16 protein-coding genes are annotated in these 17,980 nt (G+C 64.8%); 1 reads left to right on the forward strand and 15 read right to left on the reverse strand.

The features are described from left to right. Positions 1–111 precede the first annotated feature (111 nt). Positions 112–2,496, reverse strand: coding sequence for a phosphoenolpyruvate synthase (gene ppsA, locus AC1DS3_RS16245; protein ID WP_477127533.1), 2,385 nt, complete (start codon positions 2,494–2,496; stop codon positions 112–114). Between the two features lie 268 nt (positions 2,497–2,764). Between ppsA and ppsR the strand changes: the two genes are divergently transcribed. Further along, positions 2,765–3,676 (forward strand): posphoenolpyruvate synthetase regulatory kinase/phosphorylase PpsR, encoded by a 912-nt coding sequence (ppsR, locus tag AC1DS3_RS16250; protein ID WP_441630357.1) that lies wholly within the window; start codon positions 2,765–2,767, stop codon positions 3,674–3,676. Between the two features lie 61 nt (positions 3,677–3,737). Here ppsR and AC1DS3_RS16255 read toward each other — a convergent pair whose 3' ends face one another. From AC1DS3_RS16255 to pyrH, 14 genes are all read right to left on the reverse strand, one after another. Next, entirely contained in the window at positions 3,738–4,520 is a 783-nt protein-coding gene (locus AC1DS3_RS16255) for a TrmH family RNA methyltransferase (RefSeq protein WP_441630355.1), read from the reverse strand. Beyond that, complete coding sequence (rnhB, locus tag AC1DS3_RS16260; RefSeq protein WP_441630353.1) at positions 4,517–5,227, reverse strand: ribonuclease HII; 711 nt, start codon at positions 5,225–5,227, stop codon at positions 4,517–4,519. Before rnhB ends, AC1DS3_RS16255 begins: the two co-directional genes overlap by 4 nt. After that, positions 5,227–6,432, reverse strand: a complete 1,206-nt coding sequence (lpxB, locus tag AC1DS3_RS16265; RefSeq protein WP_477127534.1) for a lipid-A-disaccharide synthase — start codon at positions 6,430–6,432, stop codon at positions 5,227–5,229. Before lpxB ends, rnhB begins: the two co-directional genes overlap by 1 nt. Before the next feature lie 14 nt (positions 6,433–6,446). Continuing rightward, positions 6,447–7,250, reverse strand: coding sequence for an acyl-ACP--UDP-N-acetylglucosamine O-acyltransferase (lpxA, locus tag AC1DS3_RS16270; RefSeq protein WP_441630349.1), 804 nt, complete (start codon positions 7,248–7,250; stop codon positions 6,447–6,449). Between the two features lie 103 nt (positions 7,251–7,353). After that, the gene (gene fabZ / locus AC1DS3_RS16275) at positions 7,354–7,803 is read right to left on the reverse strand and encodes a 3-hydroxyacyl-ACP dehydratase FabZ (RefSeq protein ID WP_441630347.1); all 450 of its coding nucleotides are present in this window, start codon (positions 7,801–7,803) and stop codon (positions 7,354–7,356) included. Further along, positions 7,800–8,906: a UDP-3-O-(3-hydroxymyristoyl)glucosamine N-acyltransferase gene (gene lpxD, locus AC1DS3_RS16280; protein ID WP_441630345.1), complete on the reverse strand. Its 1,107-nt coding sequence runs from the start codon at positions 8,904–8,906 to the stop codon at positions 7,800–7,802. Before lpxD ends, fabZ begins: the two co-directional genes overlap by 4 nt. 34 nt (positions 8,907–8,940) lie before the next feature. After that, on the reverse strand, positions 8,941–9,468 hold the full coding sequence (locus tag AC1DS3_RS16285; RefSeq protein WP_477127535.1) for an OmpH/Skp family outer membrane protein: 528 nt from the start codon (positions 9,466–9,468) through the stop codon (positions 8,941–8,943). Between the two features lie 36 nt (positions 9,469–9,504). Continuing rightward, positions 9,505–11,838 carry an outer membrane protein assembly factor BamA gene (bamA, locus tag AC1DS3_RS16290; protein WP_477127536.1) on the reverse strand — a complete coding sequence of 778 codons (2,334 nt, stop codon included), beginning with the start codon at positions 11,836–11,838 and terminating at the stop codon, positions 9,505–9,507. 98 nt (positions 11,839–11,936) lie between these two features. Further along, the gene (gene rseP, locus AC1DS3_RS16295) at positions 11,937–13,328 is read right to left on the reverse strand and encodes an RIP metalloprotease RseP (RefSeq protein WP_477127537.1); all 1,392 of its coding nucleotides are present in this window, start codon (positions 13,326–13,328) and stop codon (positions 11,937–11,939) included. 138 nt (positions 13,329–13,466) lie between these two features. Further along, on the reverse strand, positions 13,467–14,645 hold the full coding sequence (ispC, locus tag AC1DS3_RS16300) for a 1-deoxy-D-xylulose-5-phosphate reductoisomerase (protein WP_477109656.1): 1,179 nt from the start codon (positions 14,643–14,645) through the stop codon (positions 13,467–13,469). An 11-nt stretch (positions 14,646–14,656) separates the two neighbouring features. Continuing rightward, entirely contained in the window at positions 14,657–15,478 is an 822-nt protein-coding gene (locus tag AC1DS3_RS16305; protein ID WP_441630335.1) for a phosphatidate cytidylyltransferase, read from the reverse strand. Between the two features lie 38 nt (positions 15,479–15,516). Beyond that, positions 15,517–16,290 carry an isoprenyl transferase gene (locus AC1DS3_RS16310; RefSeq protein ID WP_441630333.1) on the reverse strand — a complete coding sequence of 258 codons (774 nt, stop codon included), beginning with the start codon at positions 16,288–16,290 and terminating at the stop codon, positions 15,517–15,519. 53 nt (positions 16,291–16,343) lie between these two features. Further along, complete coding sequence (frr, locus tag AC1DS3_RS16315; protein WP_043346946.1) at positions 16,344–16,904, reverse strand: ribosome recycling factor; 561 nt, start codon at positions 16,902–16,904, stop codon at positions 16,344–16,346. A gap of 120 nt (positions 16,905–17,024) precedes the next feature. After that, positions 17,025–17,735, reverse strand: a complete 711-nt coding sequence (gene pyrH / locus AC1DS3_RS16320; protein WP_043346948.1) for a UMP kinase — start codon at positions 17,733–17,735, stop codon at positions 17,025–17,027. Between the last annotated feature and the right edge of the window lie 245 nt (positions 17,736–17,980).

Below are 17,980 nucleotides of genomic sequence, written 5' to 3' on the forward strand. Positions count from 1 at the left end.
GTTTGTCCTGGCCACGGCCAAAACAAAAAACCCCCGCAGCGCCAGAGCGCCTGCGGGGGTTCGGAACACCTGGCGCAGGGCCGGTGTACCGCTATTGTGACGTCAAATGCCTCAGGAAGCCAGTTGCTTCCAGGTATCGACCACCGAATCCGGATTCAGCGAGATCGACTTGATGCCTTCCTTGGCCAGCCACAGTGCAAAGTCCGGGTGGTCCGAGGGGCCCTGGCCGCAGATGCCAACGTACTTGTCCAGGCGCAGCGCGGTAGAGATAGCGCGCGACAGCATGAACTTGACGGCCGGGTCGCGTTCGTCGAAGTCCTTGGCCAGCAGCTCCATGCCGGAGTCGCGGTCCAGGCCCAGCGTGAGCTGGGTCRGGTCGTTCGAGCCGATCGAGAAGCCGTCGAAGTACTGCAGGAACTCTTCGGCCAGGATGGCGTTGGACGGCACTTCGCACATCATGATGACACGCAGGCCATTCTCGCCGCGCTTCAGGCCGTGCTTGGCCAGCAGGCCGATGACCTTCTCGGCCTGGCCGAGCGTGCGCACGAACGGCACCATGATCTCGACGTTGGTCAGGCCCATGTCGTCGCGCACGCGCTTCATGGCCTTGCATTCCATCTCGAAGGCTTCGGCAAAGTCCTCGGAGATGTAGCGCGAGGCGCCACGGAAACCCAGCATGGGGTTTTCTTCGTCCGGCTCGTAGCGCGAACCGCCGATCAGCTTCTTGTACTCGTTGGACTTGAAATCCGACAGGCGCACGATGACGGGCTTCGGGTAGAACGCCGCGCCGATGGTGGCGATGCCTTCGGCCAGCTTGTCCACGTAGAACGCACGCGGGCTGGCATGGCCGCGGGCCACGCTTTCGACGGCCTTCTTCAGGTCGGCATCGACTTGCGGGTAGTCGAGAATGGCCTTCGGGTGGACACCGATGTTGTTGTTGATGATGAACTCGAGGCGGGCCAGGCCAACACCCTGGTTCGGGATCTGGCAGAAGTCGAAGGCCAGTTGCGGGTTGCCGACGTTCATCATGATCTTGACGTCGATGTCCGGCATTTCGCCGCGCTGCACTTCGGTGACCTCGGTTTCCAGCAGGCCATCGTACACGCGGCCTTCATCGCCCTCGGCGCAAGACACCGTCACCAGTGTGCCGTCCTTGAGCAGGTCGGTGGCGTCGCCGCAGCCGACCACGGCGGGCACGCCCAGCTCGCGCGCGATGATGGCCGCGTGGCAGGTACGGCCACCGCGGTTGGTCACGATGGCGGCGGCGCGCTTCATCACCGGTTCCCAGTTGGGATCGGTCATGTCGGCGACCAGCACGTCGCCGGGCTGCACGCGTTCCATTTCGGACGGGTCATTGATCACACGGACGCGGCCGGTGCCGATCTTCTGGCCAATGGCGCGACCGCTGGTGAGCACGGGTGCCGTACCCTTGAGCTTGAAGCGCTGCTCGGCCTTGCCGGCGGACTGGCTCTTCACCGTTTCCGGGCGGGCCTGCAGGATGTAGATCTTGCCGTCGCGGCCGTCCTTGCCCCACTCGATGTCCATCGGGCGGCCGTAGTGCTTCTCGATGATCATCGCGTACTTGGCCAGCTCCGACACATCGGCGTCGGTGATGGAGTAGCGGTTGCGCAGCTCGATGGGTACGTCGACGGTCTTGACGCGGCCGGCTTCGCCCGGCGCGGTGAATTCCATCTTGATCAGCTTGGATCCGATCGAGCGGCGGATGATGGGGTACTTGCCCGCTTGCAGCGTGGGCTTGAAGACGTAGAACTCGTCCGGGTTGACCGCGCCCTGCACCACCGTTTCGCCCAGGCCGTAGCTGGAGGTGATGAAGACGACATCGGGGAAGCCGGATTCGGTGTCGATCGTGAACATCACGCCTGCGGCGCCCACATCCGAGCGCACCATGCGCTGCACGCCGGCGGACAGCGCGACGATGTCGTGCGCGAAGCCCTTGTGCACGCGATAGGAAATGGCGCGGTCGTTGTACAGCGAGGCGAACACGTGGCGGATCTTGTCCAGCACATCGTCAATGCCGCTGACATTGAGGTACGACTCCTGCTGGCCGGCGAACGATGCATCCGGCAGGTCTTCGGCGGTAGCCGACGAGCGCACGGCGAACGAAGCCTCGGCGCCTTCGCGCTCTTCGGCACGCGCGTAGAACTCGCGGATTTCCTTTTCCAGGCGGGGCTGGAACGGCGCTTCGACGACCCAGTTGCGGATCTCGGCACCGGCTTCGGCCAGGGCCTTGACGTCGTCGACGTTGAGGGCCTTCAGGCGATCGGAAATGCGTTGGGTCAGGTTGCTGTAGGCGAGGAAGTCGCGGAAAGCCAGCGAAGTGGTGGCAAAGCCGCCGGGCACACGCACGCCAGCCTCGGCCAGCTGCGAGATCATCTCGCCGAGCGACGAATTCTTGCCGCCCACGGTTTCCACATCTTCCTTGCGCAACTGCTCGAACGGCAGCAGGTATGCGCCGTCAATTGCCGGGTTGTTCATAAAAGCCTCAAAACAAAGTAAGAAACCTGTTGCTGACGCCCGGAATATTGTTGGAGTTCTGCTACCGGACGGATCGCTTGGCTAAACAGCCCCAGCGGCTCACAATCGGTGTGCGATCGTGATTGCTGCAGCGCACATTGTTGACAATTCGTGGCCGAATCGTTGTGCCAACAGCGCTGGCGGAATTGCTTAGCGAAAAGATCGCCGCTATTCTACCGTGCCGCACCGCACTTTCGCGGAACGCGGATTCAAAAATAATTGTCCATACATGTCCTTCCCCGACGCTCCCCAGCCCGACGCTCCCGCCGCGCCACTTGCGCCGCAGCACCCCCAGGAACCGCGTAAGGAGGAGGAGCGCCCCGCCATCCGCACCGTCTTTATCGTCTCCGATGGCACCGGCATTACCGCCGAAACCTTCAGCCACTCGATCCTGGCCCAGTTCGAGATGCGTTTCCGCAAGGTGCGCATGCCGTTCGTCGACACGCCCGAAAAAGCGCACATCGCGGTGGGCAAGATCAACGAGGCCTTTTACGCGGAAGGCGTGCAGCCCATCGTCTTCACCACCCTGGTCAACCAGGAGTCGAACAAGGCGATCCGCCGCGCCAAGGCCATGATCCTKGACATGTTCCAGACCTTCATCGAGCCGCTGGAGAAGGAACTCGGCCTGAAGTCCACCCATGCGATCGGCCGTTTTCACCAGAATGCGGACACCGAGGCCTACCAGAACCGCATCGAGGCGATCAACTTCTCGCTCGCGCATGACGATGGCCAGTCGCACAAGAACCTGGCCGAGGCCGACATCATCCTGGTGGGCGTGTCGCGCAGCGGCAAGACCCCGACCAGCCTGTACCTTGCCATGCAGTACGGGCTAAAGGCGGCCAACTACCCGCTGATTCCCGACGACTTCGAGCGCGGCAAGCTGCCCACCGCGCTCTACGCGTTCAAGAGCAAGATCTTCGGGTTGTCGATCAACCCGCAGCGCCTGGCCGAGATCCGCAACGAGCGGCGTCCGGGCAGCAAGTACGCCGCGCCGGAAAACTGCCGCTACGAGGTCAACGAGGCCGAGGCCATGATGCGCCGCGAGGGCATCAAGTGGCTGTCGTCCACCCACAAGTCGATCGAAGAGATCGCCACCACGATCCTGCAGGAGATCAAGGTGGACCGCGACAGCAATTATTGAGTCAGGCCGACGCCGCACGGCGGGCGCGCGGGCCCGTCAGTACGGCGAAGTGGTGGCAGGCTTAGCCAGGGCGGCGCTGCCGCACCGCCTCGAACAGGCAGATCGCCGTCGCGGCCGCCACATTCAGCGACTCCAGCCCGCCCGGCTGGGGAATGCCCACCGTGCGGCCGACCTTGGCCATCCATTCCGGGCTCACGCCCGCGCCTTCATTGCCGACCACCCAGCCTACCGGTGCGCGCAGGTCGGTGTCGAACACGGCTGCCTGCGCGTGCGAGGACGTGGCCAGCAGCGGCACCGCCAGGCGCGGCGCCAGCATGTCGAGCGTGCAGTGTTCGACAATGTTCAGGTGGAAATTGGCGCCCATGGCTGCGCGCAGGGTCTTGGTGGACCAGGCGAAGGCGCTGCCCGTGACGAGGAAGGCGTGCTGGATGCCTGCGGCCGCGGCGCTGCGCAGGATAGAGCCGACGTTGCCGGCATCCTGGACGCCGTCCAGGATGATGCAATCGGTGTCGATATGGGACGGCAGGTGGCCGGAGGGCGTTTCGATGACCAGCATCAGGTCGATGCCATTGACCACGCCGGCAATCAGATCGAACAAGGCATCCGCCAGCAGGACCACGCGCTCGGGCTCGATCTGCCTGAGCAGCTGCGCCACCTCGGCATGATCGTAGTGCCGCTCCGACACCACGCACTGCACCGGCTGGCCCAGCGCGTCCAGGTAGGCTTGCGCCAGGTGCACGCCATCGAGCACCGACTGCCCTGCCTTGCGGCGCGCATGCGTGGAACCAGTCAGTGCCTTGAGGTGCTTGAACAGCGCGTTTTCGCGCGACGTGACGTGTTTCACAGTAGCGGCTCCGGGAGTGCTGGCGCCGGGATGGCGGCCACGGGCGCGATCCGCCCCATCGCGATGGCTTCGCGCACGGGCGCGAACGAGCGCCGGTGGTGCGGCGTGGCGCCGAACTCGGCAAGCGCGGCCAGGTGCTGCGGCGTGCCGTAACCGGCGTGGGCATCGAAGCCGTACTGTGGGTACGTGGCGTGCAGCACCAGCAGCTCGCGGTCGCGCGCCACCTTGGCCAGGATGGAAGCCGCCGAGATGGCCTGCACCTTGGCATCGCCTTTGACGATGGCCTCGACCGCAAAGCGCACCTGCGGGCAGCGGTTGCCGTCGACCTGCACCAGGTCCGGCTCCAGGCCGGAATCGGCCAGGCCATGCACGGCACGCTGCATGGCCAGCATGGTGGCATGCAGGATGTTGATCGTGTCGATTTCTTCCACCGAAGCCTGGGCGATATGCCAGCCCAGGGCGCGCTCGCGAATCTCGTCGAACAGCGCTTCACGACGGCGCGCGGTCAGCACCTTGGAGTCCGCCAGGCCCTGGATCGGGCGGGCCGGATCCAGCACCACGGCGGCGGCATAGACCGGGCCGGCCAGCGGGCCCCTGCCCGCTTCGTCCACGCCGCACAAGTGGCGTACCTGCGCGGCGGTGCCGGCAAGGTCAAAGCCGAGCTGGGCCGAATCGCCCTTGGCGGTGGCTGTGGGTCGGCGCGCCATTACACACCCCTMCGCTGCTGGATCAGGTCGGCGACCACGGCCGAAGCGATCTCGGCGGTATTGCGTTTAAGCGTCTGGTGCATCTGGGTGAAATGGTCCCGCAGGAACGCGGTATTGCCTTCGTCGTTCAACTGCAGCAGCGTCTCGCGCGCCAATGCCTCGGGCGTCGCGTCATCCTGCAACAATTMGGGCACGACAAAACGCCCCGACAGGATGTTGGGCAGGCCCACATACGGCAGGTAACCCTGCCGCTTCATGATCTGCGCGGTCAGCCAGGGCACCTTGTACGAAATCACCATGGGCTTCTTGTACAACGCGGCCTCCAGCGTGGCGGTACCGCTCGCCAGCAGGATCACGTCGGCGGCTTCCATGGCCAGGTGAGACTGCCCGTCGATGACGGTCAGCGGGATCTGCGGATACTGCTGGTGCAGGCCCGCGACGATCTCTCGCAGCGGCGCGCTGGCAACCGGCAGCACAAAGGCGAGATTGCCGTCCATGCTGTACATGCGCGCCATGGCCGCGAAGAACGTCGCGCCCAGGTTGCGCACCTCGGACTGCCGGCTACCGGGCAGCACGGCCACCACGCGCGGCCCGGCTGGCAGGCCAAGCTTCTCGCGGGCGCCCTGCGTGTCCGGCACCATCGGGATCACGTCGGCCAGCGGATGGCCCACATAAGTGGCGGGAATCCCGGCGCGGGCATAGATCTCCGGCTCGAACGGGAACAGGCACAGGATGTGGTCGACCGCGCGCGCGATGGTGCGGATGCGCCCGCCGCGCCAGGCCCAGATCGATGGGCTGACAAAGTGCACCACCGGAATGCCGGCTCGGCGCAGCGGCACTTCGAGCCCGAAGTTGAAATCTGGCGCGTCCACGCCGATAAAGCACAGCGGCGGCTGCGCCAGCAGCTTTTCCTTGATGGCGCGGCGCGTGGCGAGAATCTCGCGCAGCGAGCCCAGCACCTCCACGTAGCCGTTGACCGAGAGGGTGTCCATCGGCCATTGCGACTCGAACCCCTGCGCCATCATGCGGGGGCCGCCAATGCCGGCGTAACTCACTTCACCGAGGCGGGCCTTGAGCCCACCCATCAGCAGGGAGGCAAGCAGGTCGCCAGAGTTCTCGCCAGCCACCATGGCAATGGTGCCGCGATTGCCCGCGCCCGCCGCAACCGGCGTGGCCTCCATGGCCGGTAGGACACCTTCGACCATGGCTGTATCCGGCTTCAGCGCACAATGCCGCGCTGCGTGGCGGCAATGAAGTCGAGGAAATCCTGCAACGGAGCCGTGGCGGTGCCTTCGGCCTGTGCAATGAGTTGCGCGATCTCGTTGCGGGCGGTTTCAAAGCTCAGGTCGGACTTGTACAGCACCTTGTAAGCCTGGCGCAGGGCCGCGATCTGCGCGGCGTCAAAACCACGGCGGCGCATGCCTTCCACGTTGATGCCGTGCGGCGTGGCCTTGTTGCCGCCCTTGTCGCCAGCGGCGATCACGAACGGCGGCAGGTCCTGCACCAGGGCCGAGGCGCCGCCCAGCATGGCGTGCGCGCCGATGCGCACGAACTGGTGCACCCCGCTCATCCCGCCAAGAATGGCCCAGTCGCCCACCTGCACGTGGCCGGCGATCTGCGCGTTGCTGGAGAACACCGTGTGGTTGCCCACCTGGCAATCGTGCGCGATGTGCACGTAGGCCATGATCCAGTTGTCGTCGCCGATGCTGGTCACGCCCCGGTCCTGCACCGTGCCGGTGTGGATGGTGGTGAATTCGCGAATGGTATTGCGATCGCCGATCACAAGCCGGGTCGGCTCGTTGCGGTACTTCATGTCCTGCGGCGTGCCGCCCACCGAAGCGTAAGGCCCGATGCGGTTATCCGCGCCAACAGTGGTATGCCCTTCGATGGTGGTATGCGCGCCCACCTGGGTACCGCTGCCAAGGCGCACGTGCGGACCCACGATGGAAAACGGCCCGACGGTCACGTCGGCAGCAAGCTCGGCCTTCGGGTCAACCAGTGCGCTGGGATGGATTTGCGTCATGCGTCCTGTCCTATGGTCTGAGATGAAAAGATTGAACGGTCAACACAGTGAGCCAAATACGTCCAAGACCTGCCTTCAGGACGTAGCCCTGAAGGCAGGTTTCTTAGTCGGCTTGTTTGACGGTGCACATCAACTCAGCTTCACAAGCCACCTTGTCGTCGACGGTGGCAAATGCCTTGAACTTCCAGATGCCGCGGATATAGCGTTCTACGGATACCGTCATGTGCAGTTGGTCGCCCGGCGTCACGACCTGCTTGAAGCGCGCGCCGTCGATGCCGACCAAGTAATACAGCGAGTTTTCCTTGCGCTCTACTTCGGCGCCGAAGGTCAGCAAGCCGGCCGACTGCGCCAGCGCTTCGAGGATCATCACGCCCGGCATCACGGGGTGGCCCGGGAAATGGCCCTGGAAGTACGGTTCGTTCATGGTGACGTTCTTCAGCGTTTTGATACGCTTTTGCGGCTCCAGTTCAAGCACGCGGTCTACCATCAGGAACGGGTAACGATGCGGCAGCAGCTTGAGGATCTTGCAGATGTCGATATCGACGGCGTTCATGGTTTTTTCTCTTCGGTATGCTGGATAGATTTGCCGGCGTCCTGCCCTTGCAAGCGCTTCTCGAGCTGGATCACGCGATCGCGCAATTTGCTCAGGCCTCGCAAGGTGGCTGCAGTGCGTTCCCACTCGCCATGCGGCTGGACCGGGAACACGCTTGTGAAATGCCCGCCGGGCTTGGAAATGGATTTAGTGATCGAAGTGCCACCGGATACCGTGGTGCGGTCGGCAATGTTCAGGTGGCCGGCAAAGTTGGCCGAGCCCCCGATCACGCAGAAGCGCCCTACCTTGGTACTGCCAGCAATYGCCGCGCATCCCGCGATCACAGTATGCGCGCCCACCCGCACGTTATGCGCGATCTGTACCTGGTTGTCGAGCTTGCAGCCGTCCTCGATGACCGTGTCGGCCATGGCGCCGCGGTCGATCGCGGTATTGGCGCCGACCTCGACGTCATTGCCCAGCACGGCGCGGCCGGTCTGGGGAATCTTGACGTACTCGACGCCAGCCGGGCCGATGTCCGGGGCAAAGCCGAAGCCATCCGCACCCAGCACCACACCGCTGTGCAGTATGCATCTCATACCCACCACGCATTGGTGGTAGACCGAGACATTGGCGTAGATCAGCGTGTCATCGCCAATCTGCGCCCCGGCACCGACAAAGCCGTTGGCCAGGATGCGCACCCGCTCGCCAAGCCGCGCCCCGCTCTCGATCACCACGTTGGGGCCGATGAAGCAGGACGCCGGCACCACGGCATCGGGCGCCACGCTGGCGTGCGGGTCGATGCCGGTACGGTGGTCGGTATTGGCGCGGCGATCGAACCCCTGCGCGATACGCGCAAAGCACACGTAGGGATTGCGTGCCACCARCCAGTTGCGGCCGTCGGCCTGCCCTTCGGCGCGAATGCGCTCCAGGTCGGCCGCCGACACGATCACGGCGCCGGCGCCGGAGGCCAGCGCCTGCGGCAGGTACAGGGGATTCGAGAGAAACGAGAGCTGGTCGGGACCGGCCTGGTCGAGCGGCGCGAGGCCGCGCACGGCGAGGTCGGGATCACCCACAACCTGCGCGCCGGTATCGGTGGCGAGCTGACCCAGTGTGGGTGTTTGCATGGCAGTACTTCCTTGKACGGCGAAAACTGGCAGCTTACTTGCTGCCGGCGTTCAACGCTTTCATCACATCGTCGGTAATGTCGATGCGAGGATTGACATACACGGCCTCTTGCACGATCAGGTCGTACTTGCGCTGCTCCGCAAGCTGGCGAATCACGCGGTTGGCGCGCTCGAGCACCYGGGCCAGTTCCTCGTTGCGGCGCTGGTTCAGATCCTCGCGGAATTCACGTTGCTTGCGCTGGAATTCGCGATCGAGATCGGCCACTTCGCGTTGACGGCGCTGGCGGTCGGCATCGGCCAGCACAGCGGTGTCCTTGTCGAGCTTGTCGGCCATGCCCTTGATCTTCTGGGCCATGTCCTGCAACTCGCGATCGCGCTTGGAGAACTCCTGCTCCAGCTTGACCTGGGCCTGCTTGGCAGGCACCGAATCACGCAGGATACGCTCGGAATTGACCGCGGCGATGCGCGCTTCCTGTGCCGTCGCGGGCGCGGCTGCCAGCAGCGCGCCAGCCGTCAGCGCAGCCGCCGTCAGGCTTTTGATCAGTGGGAATGTTGTTTTCATGAATCCGTTCCTCAATCTTCTATCTTCTATGCCCGATCAGAACGCAGTACCGATCTGGAACTGGAAGCGCTGTACCTTGTCGGTCTCGTCCTTCTTCAGCGGGAAGCCCACGCTGATCTTGAGCGGGCCGATCGGCGACAGCCAGGACATGCCCAGGCCCGTCGAATACTTGAGCTGGCTGAACAGTATCGGGGCCCCTTCCTCGTACACGTTACCAAAGTCGAAGAAGGTGAACAGGCGCAGGGTCCGGTCCACGCCCGAGCCCGGCAGCGGGAAGATGAATTCGACATTGCCGATCATCTTGGAGGCGCCGCCGATCGGATTGCCGTTCTGGTCCTTCTTGCCCAGCGTGCTGGTCTGGTAGCCGCGAACCGAACCGATACCACCGGCGTAGAAGTTCTTGAACACCGGGAACGGCGTGTTCCCGTAGCCGTGACCGTAAGCCACTTCACCGTTGAAGGYCAGCGTGAAGGCCTTGGACAGCGGATAGAAATATTGCTGCTGGGCACTGGCGCGATAATATTGCGTATCGCCGCCGGGCACGCCCACTTCAAGGTTGACCTGCGTGTAGGGTCCCTTGGTCGGGACCAGCGCGCTGTCGCGACGGTCACGGGCCCAGCCGATCGTAAACGGGAAGTTGTTGATCGGATCGCCGCTCGATTTGCCGATCTTGCTCAGCCACTGGCCGTACTGGATCGGCGTGTTCGGCGAGATGGTCACCTGGGTGCGCTCGTAGCCGATACCGAAGAACACGGTATCGGTTTCCGTAAACGGCACACCGAACTTGACGTTGCCGCCTTCCGATACGATCTTGTAATCCTGGTCGCCGGTGTAGTACAGCGGCCGCGACGTACGGTAGTAGATATCGGTCGAGCGGCTGATGCCGTCCACCGTGAAGTACGGATCGTACTGCGTCAGCGAGATGGTACGGAAGGACTTCGCCGTGTTCACGTCCAGGCCCAGGCTGGTACCCGACCCGAACACGTTGTCCTGGCGCAGGCCGGCTTGCAGCACCAGCTTGTCCGTGGAGGAGAAGCCCAGGCCCAGGCTGATCTGCCCGGTCGGCTTCTCGGTCACGTTGACGTTCACATCGACCTGGTCGGGCGCGCCCGGCACGTCCTCGGTGGTGATGTTGGTGTCGGTGAAGTAGCCGGTACGGTTGATACGGGCCTGCGATTGCGTCAGCTTTTCGCTGTCGAACCACGAGCTTTCCATCTGGCGCATTTCGCGGCGCACGACTTCGTCGCGCGTCTTGCTGTTGCCCACCACGTTGACGCGGCGMACGTAGACGCGACGGCCCGGATCGACCATCAGGGTCAGCGCGACTTCACGCTTTTCCTTGTCGATCTGCGGCTGCGGGTTGATGGTGGTGAACGCGTAGCCGTAGGTGCCCAGCAGGTCGGTAATGGCCTTGGTGCTCTGGGTCAGCTTCTCGGACGAGAAGACCTCGCCCTTCTGCAGCCTGAGCAGTTTTTCCATCTCGGCCTGCTTGCCGAGCAGCTCGCCCGCCAGGCGGATGTCCGACACCTTGTACTGGTCGCCTTCCTTGATGTTCAGCGTCAGGAAGATGTCCTTCTTGTCCGGCGTGATCGACACTTGTGTCGATTCGATGGAGAACTCGAGGTAGCCGCGGTTCAGATAGTACGAACGCAGTGCTTCCAGGTCGGCGGTGAGCTTTTGCTTGGAATACAGGTCGTTCTTGGTGTACCAGGACAGCCAGTTCGGGGTCGACAGCTGCATTTCATCGCGCAGCGTGCTTTCCTTGAAGGCCTTGTTGCCGACGATATTGATCTGGCGGATCTTGGCCACCGGACCTTCGTCGACATTGAACACCACCGACACGCGGTTGCGGTCGACCGGGGTGATCGTGGTCTGGACGTCGGCAGCATAGTAGCCACGCGCCACATACTGGCGCTTGAGCTCCTGCTCTGCCTTGTCGATCAGGGCCTTGTCGTAGTACCGGGCCTCGGCCACGCCCACCGCGCGCAACGAGCGGCGCAGGGTGTCCTTGTCGAATTCCTTGATGCCGACGAATTCGAGCTGGGAAATGGCGGGACGTTCTTCCACCTGGACCACCAGCACGCCGTCCTCGGAACGGATCTGGACGTCCTTGAAGAACCCGGTGTTATACAGGGCACGAATGGCGTCCGCGCCCTTGTCGTCGCTGAAGGTTTCGCCGACCTTGACCGGCAGGTAGCCGAACACCGTACCMGGCTCGACCCGCTGCAGGCCTTCGACACGAATGTCCTTGACGACGAATGGCTCCGCGGCCCAACTCACTGGGGTCCAGGCCGCGATGATGGCACTCGCCAGCACGCCCAGCGAGATGCGCTTATGTCTGATCAATCTTGATCCCCTCTTTGATTCCATGCAGGATTGGGCTCCGATGCTTCACGGGGCTGCGCCTTGGCTCGGCATCCGGCGCGGGGTGTCAGTGACACCCGCACGCCGCAGCCGGCAACCTATGTCTAGCCGCGCGCTAAGAACAGCCGGCTGACATCGTTGAACAAGGCGAGCGAAGTCAGGAGCAAGACGCAGGCGATGCCGACCTTCTGCAGCACAGCCTGCCAGTGGTCTGGTACGGGCCTGCCAGTCAAAAATTCAACGCAATAATACAGCAAATGCCCCCCATCCAATACCGGAATAGGTAACAAATTCAATACACCGAGGCTAACACTGACCAACGCCAGGAAGCCGACAAAGGGCTGCCAGCCGAGGTGGGCGGCGCGCCCCGCGTAGTCCGCCACGGTCAGCGGGCCGCTCAGGTTCTGCAGCGAAGCCTGCCCCACCAGCATCTTTCCGAGCAGCTTGAGCGAGAGCGCGCTGGTGCTCCAGACCTGCCCGACCGCGCGGCTCAGCGCCTCGACCGGCTGGTAGCGCACGGTTTCCATCTCGACCGCCTGGCTCAGCGCGGCGCCCAGCTTGCCGGTGGCGCCGGTTGCCGCGCTGGCGCCCTGCGCCGCGGCAACCGTATCGAGCTTCACGGGCACATCCAGGCGCCGGCCCTCCCGCTCGATGCCAAGCGTGACCTGGGCGCCGGGCTGCGCCCTGACCCCGCGGATCAGTTCGCCAGCCTGGGTCAGCGGGCGTCCTTGCCAGGCCACCACGCGATCGCCCTGGCGCAGGCCGGCGCGTTGCGCGGCGGAGTCCGGCAGGACTTCGGTGATCGTCACCGGCCCGCCCTTGAGGGCCAGCCCCAGCGTGGCAAGCGGGTCTTGCTCGGGATTGCCGCCGGTATTCGGCAGCCGCGGCAGCTTCACATCGCGCTCGGCGCCATCGGCAGCGCGCACGTGCAGCACCGCGCTGGCGTCGCCAAAGCCCTGGGCGAACACGGCCATGCGCAGGTCGTTCCAGGAACGAACCTGCTCGGTCTCGCCGTTGGCCTGCAGCGCCAGCACGCGGTCGCCCTCGCGCAAGCCCGCCGCCGCAGCAGGGGTGCCGGCAGGCGGCGCCGCGACGATGGGCGCGGCCTCGCGCATGCCGCCTGCAAACAGCAYGAAATACAGCACGATGGCCAGGGCAAAGTTGGCCAGCGGCCCGGCTGCCACGATCGCGAAGCGCTTGGCCACCGGTTGCCGGTTGAAGGCGCGTGGCAGGTCCGCGGGATCGACCGGCGCATCATGGCCCGGATCGCTCTCCCGCTCATCGAGCATCTTGACGTAGCCGCCGAGCGGAATCGCGGCGATGGTCCACTCGGTGCGGTCCCGCCCCTTGGACACCCAGCGCACCAGCGGCCGCCCGAAGCCGATCGAGAAGCGCAGCACCTTGACCCCGCACAGGCGCGCGGCCAGGTAATGACCCATTTCATGGAAATAGATCAGGATGCAAAGGGCGGCGACGAAAGCAATTACGGTTTGCATGGCAGGCAGCTTGTCGTCAGGGGCCGGAATGCCCCGATGGCACAAAGTAGACGCCGGGCAGGCGGCCCGGCAACCGGTGCGCCGGCATGGGCCGGTGCGCCGCTATTGTCGCCGATCCCGGCCGCGCCGCCACCGGCGTCAGCACGAACGCGCGCTTTCCAGTAGGGCGCCGGCGCGGCGGCGCGCATCCTGGTCGATGTCCATCACGCCTTCCAGCGTGTCGACACTGCCCGGCGAGGCCTGCGCCAGCACCTGCGCCACGATGCGCGCGATGTCGGTAAAACGGATCCGGCCTTGCAGGAACGCCTCGACGGCAACCTCGTTGGCGGCGTTCAGGATGGCCGGGGCCACCCCGCCCGCCCGCAAGGCGTCGAACGCCAGGCCCAGGCAGGGAAAACGCGCCAGATCCGGGGTTTCGAAGGTCAGTGCGCCCGCACGGGTGAGGTCCAGCGGGGAAACGCCCGCGTGCATGCGTTCGGGATAGGCGAGCCCATAGGCGATCGGCGTACGCATGTCGGGGTTGCCGAGCTGGGCCAGCACCGAGCCGTCCGCGTAGGACACCATCGAATGCACGATGCTCTGCGGGTGGATCAGCACCTCGATGCGGTCCGCCGGCGCGGCGAACAGCCAGTGCGCCTCGATCACCTCCAGCCCCTTGTTCATCATAGTGGCGGAGTCGACCGAGATCTTGCGGCCCATCACCCAGTTCGGGTGGGCGCAGGCCTCGTCCGGCGAGATATCGTGCAAGGTGGCCGGGTCCCGAGTCCGGAACGGGCCGCCGGAAGCCGTCAGCAGGATCTTGGAGACGCCCGCGCTCAGGCGCGGATCGTCCGCCGGCAGGCACTGGAAGATGGCATTGTGCTCGCTGTCGATCGGCAGCAGCGTGGCGCCGTGCTCGCGCACGGCATCCATGAAGAGCCGGCCCGACATCACCAGCGCTTCCTTGTTGGCCAGCAGCACGCGCTTGCCCGCCCGCGCCGCGGCCAGCGTGGGACGCAACCCGGCGGCGCCGACGATGGCGGCCATCACCGAATCGGCCGCGGGATCGACCGCCACCGCTTCCAGGGCCGCTTCGCCATAGCCCACCTCGGTTTTGATGCCTTCGGCACGCAGCAGCGCCTGCAGCTCGCTTGCGGCCTGGGCGGTGCCTACCACGGCGTGCGCTGGGCGGAACTCGCGGCACTGCGCCGCCAGCTTGTCGACCTGCCGGTGCGCCGTCAGCGCATGGACGGCATAGCGCTCGGGGTGGCGCTTGACCACATCAAGCGTACTTTCCCCGATCGAGCCGGTGGCACCCAGGACGGTAATACGACGCATATCAGATCAACTCAAAGATAGATGGCCAGCAAGGCGGCCAGCGGAAACACGGGCAACAGCGCGTCGATCCGGTCGAGCACGCCGCCATGGCCAGGCAACAGCCGGCTGCTGTCTTTCATGCCAACCTGGCGCTTGAGCAACGACTCGAAGAGATCGCCGACCACGCTGGCAACCACCAGCAGGGTCGACAGCAGCGCCACGACGGCCAGGCCGTTACGGTCGGCCATGCGAGAGAACCAGGTCGGGGAAAAAGCTTGGGTAGCGGCCAGCCCGAATGCGATCAGCAGCACCACCAGCCAGCCGCCGATGGCGCCTTCCCAGGACTTGCCCGGGCTGATGGTGGGGGCCAGCTTGCGCCGCCCGATGGCCTTGCCGACGAAATAGGCACCAATATCGGCCGCCCAGACCAGCACCGCTACCGATAGCAGCACCCCGATGCCCAGCTCGCGCAGGATCAGGGTGGCGTGGCCGAACGCGGGCAGCATGAACAGGCCGAGAATGGCGCCCAGCAAGGTAAAGGACGGGCTCGCCTGGCGTACGCCGCGCGCCAGCAGCACCACGGCGACGCCCCAGCAGGCCACGCCGATCTGCAGCAGGCGCGTCAGCGCCTGGCGGTCGGCGGCATCATGCCAGCCGATCAGGGCGACCAGGCAGGCCACCGCATAGACATAGGGCCAGAAGCCGCGCAGCCCGATCAGGCGGCCGAATTCCCAGCCTGCCAGGACGACGATCACCGCCACCAGGCCAGCCAGCGCCGACGGAGGTGCCAGAAACAGGATCGGCAGGATCAGCAGCAACAGGCATACGGCGGTGATGACACGGGTAAGAAGCATGCGCTGCGGGATTCCGGTGAAAAAATGGAAAACGGGCTTCAGGCGGTGCCGGAAAGGCCGGGTGGTGCGACCACTTGCGCGCTGGTACGGCCGAAGCGGCGCTCGCGCTGCCGGTACGAGGCAAACGCCTTGTCAAGCTCCGCAGCGCTGAAATCCGGCCAGAACACGTCGGTGAAATAGAGCTCGGAGTAGGCCAGCTGCCACAGCAGGAAATTGCTGATGCGCTGCTCGCCGCCAGTGCGGATGAACAGGTCCGGCTCCGGCGCGTAGGCCATGGCCAGGTGCGGCGCGAGCACGGATTCGTCCACGGATTCCGGATCGAGCATGGGCGAGCGCGCCAGCATCTTGCGCACGGCCTGGAGCAGATCCCAGCGGCCGCCGTAATTGGCGGCGATGGTCACCGTCAGGCCAGTGTTGCCGTCCGTGCGAGCCTCGGCATCGGTGATCAGCTGCTGGATCCGCGGGCTGAAGCGGCTCAGGTCGCCAACCACCCGCACGCGGATGTTGTTGGCGTGCATCTTGATCACCTCACGGCGCAGTGCGGTCATGAACAGCCGCATCAGGAACGAGACTTCGTCCGCCGGGCGGCGCCAGTTCTCGGAACTGAACGCGAACAGGGTCAGGTACTGCACGCCACGCGCGGCACAGGCCTCCACCACGGCCCGGACGGCATCCAGGCCACGGCTGTGGCCGGCTACGCGTGGCAAGTGCCGCTGGGTCGCCCAGCGGCCGTTGCCATCCATGATGATGGCAACGTGGCGGGGCACATAGGTAGAGTCGGGGACGCTGAGCGTGGAACTGATGTGATGCATGATGGGAAACGGTACCGGACACAGCGGCGGCTGGCAAGCCGCCGCATCATGCGTCACACCGTCATGATCTCCTTGTCCTTCTCGGCGACCATCCTGTCGATCTCGGCAACGAACTTGTCGGTCAGCTTCTGGACATCGTCCTGGCCGCGGCGCTCGTCGTCCTCGGAAATGGCTTTGTCCTTGACCAGCTTCTTGAACTGCTCGTTGGCATCCCGGCGCAGGTTGCGCACGGCGATCTTGGCGCCCTCGGCCTCGCCCTTGACGACCTTGGCGAGTTCCTTGCGGCGCTCTTCGGTCAGCATGGGCATGGGCACGCGGATGGTCTCGCCCATGGTCGACGGGTTCAGGCCCAGGTCCGCGTCGCGGATGGCCTTCTCGATGGCGCTGACCATCTTCTTTTCCCAAGGCTGCACGCTGATGGTGCGCGAATCGGCCAGGCCGACGTTGGCCACCTGGCTGATCGGCACGGGGGAGCCGTAGTAATCCACTTGCACGTGGTCGAGCAGACCGGTGTGTGCACGACCAGTGCGAATCTTGGCCAGGTCGGCCTTGAACGCTTCAATGGTCTTTTGCATTTTCTGCTCGACGCTCTTCTTGGTGTCGGCGACGCTCATCTTTACCTCCGAAAACGGGTAATCATGATCCCGGACGGCGGGATCGAAAATGAATCATTCTACTCTTTGCCAGCACGCGCGCCACCTTCGGCGGCAGCGTGCCAGCGCCTGGTGCCGCACTTATACGTGCACCAGCGTACCTTCGTCTTCACCCAGGATCACACGTTTGAGCGCGCCCGGCTTGACGATGGAGAACACCTTGATCGGCAGCTTCTGGTCGCGGCACAGGGCGAATGCCGTAGCATCCATCACCTGCAGGTTGCGCGAGATCGCCTCATCAAAGGAGATCGTGGTGTAACGCGTGGCGCTGGGGTCCTTCTTGGGGTCGGCAGTGTAGACACCGTCCACCTTGGTCGCCTTGAGCACGATCTCCGCACCGATTTCCGCGCCGCGCAGGGCCGCCGCGGTATCGGTGGTGAAGAACGGGTTGCCGGTGCCGGCGGCGAAGATCACCACCTTGCCCTCCTCCAGCTGGCGGATGGCGCGCGGGCGGATGTAAGGCTCGACCACCTGGTCCATGCGCAGCGCCGACTGCACGCGGCCCACGATGTCGGCGTGGCGCATGGCGTCCTGCAGGGCCAGCGCATTCATCATGGTGGCCAGCATGCCCATGTAGTCGGCCGTGGCGCGGTCCATGCCCGCTGCCCCGCCGGCCACGCCGCGGAAAATATTGCCGCCGCCAATCACCACCGCGACCTGGACGCCCAGCCTTACGATCTCGGCGATGTCATTGACCATGCTTTCGATGGTGGAGCGGTTGATGCCGAAGGCATCATCGCCCATCAGGGCTTCGCCGGACAATTTCAGTAGGACGCGCTTATAGGCTGGCATATTGATCCCCGGAGCTGGTTCGGCTCGTTCTGTTGAGCCGCAAATTTGAAGGCAGGCGGCACGGATCGGCGTGCCGCCGCTATAAAAGCCGGTTTTCGGGGTGGCCTGGTTCCGGCACGGCAACAGCGCAATAGCACACGAAACCTCGCGTACAAAGCGCCCCTGAAGCACGGCTGGTCAGACGACTGCGGAAACGGGCTACCAAGCCCGCGCCGCACGGGTAAGCGCGGCGCGGTCATTTGTGC

It is taken from the genome of Cupriavidus sp. 01L46 (assembly GCF_056399905.1).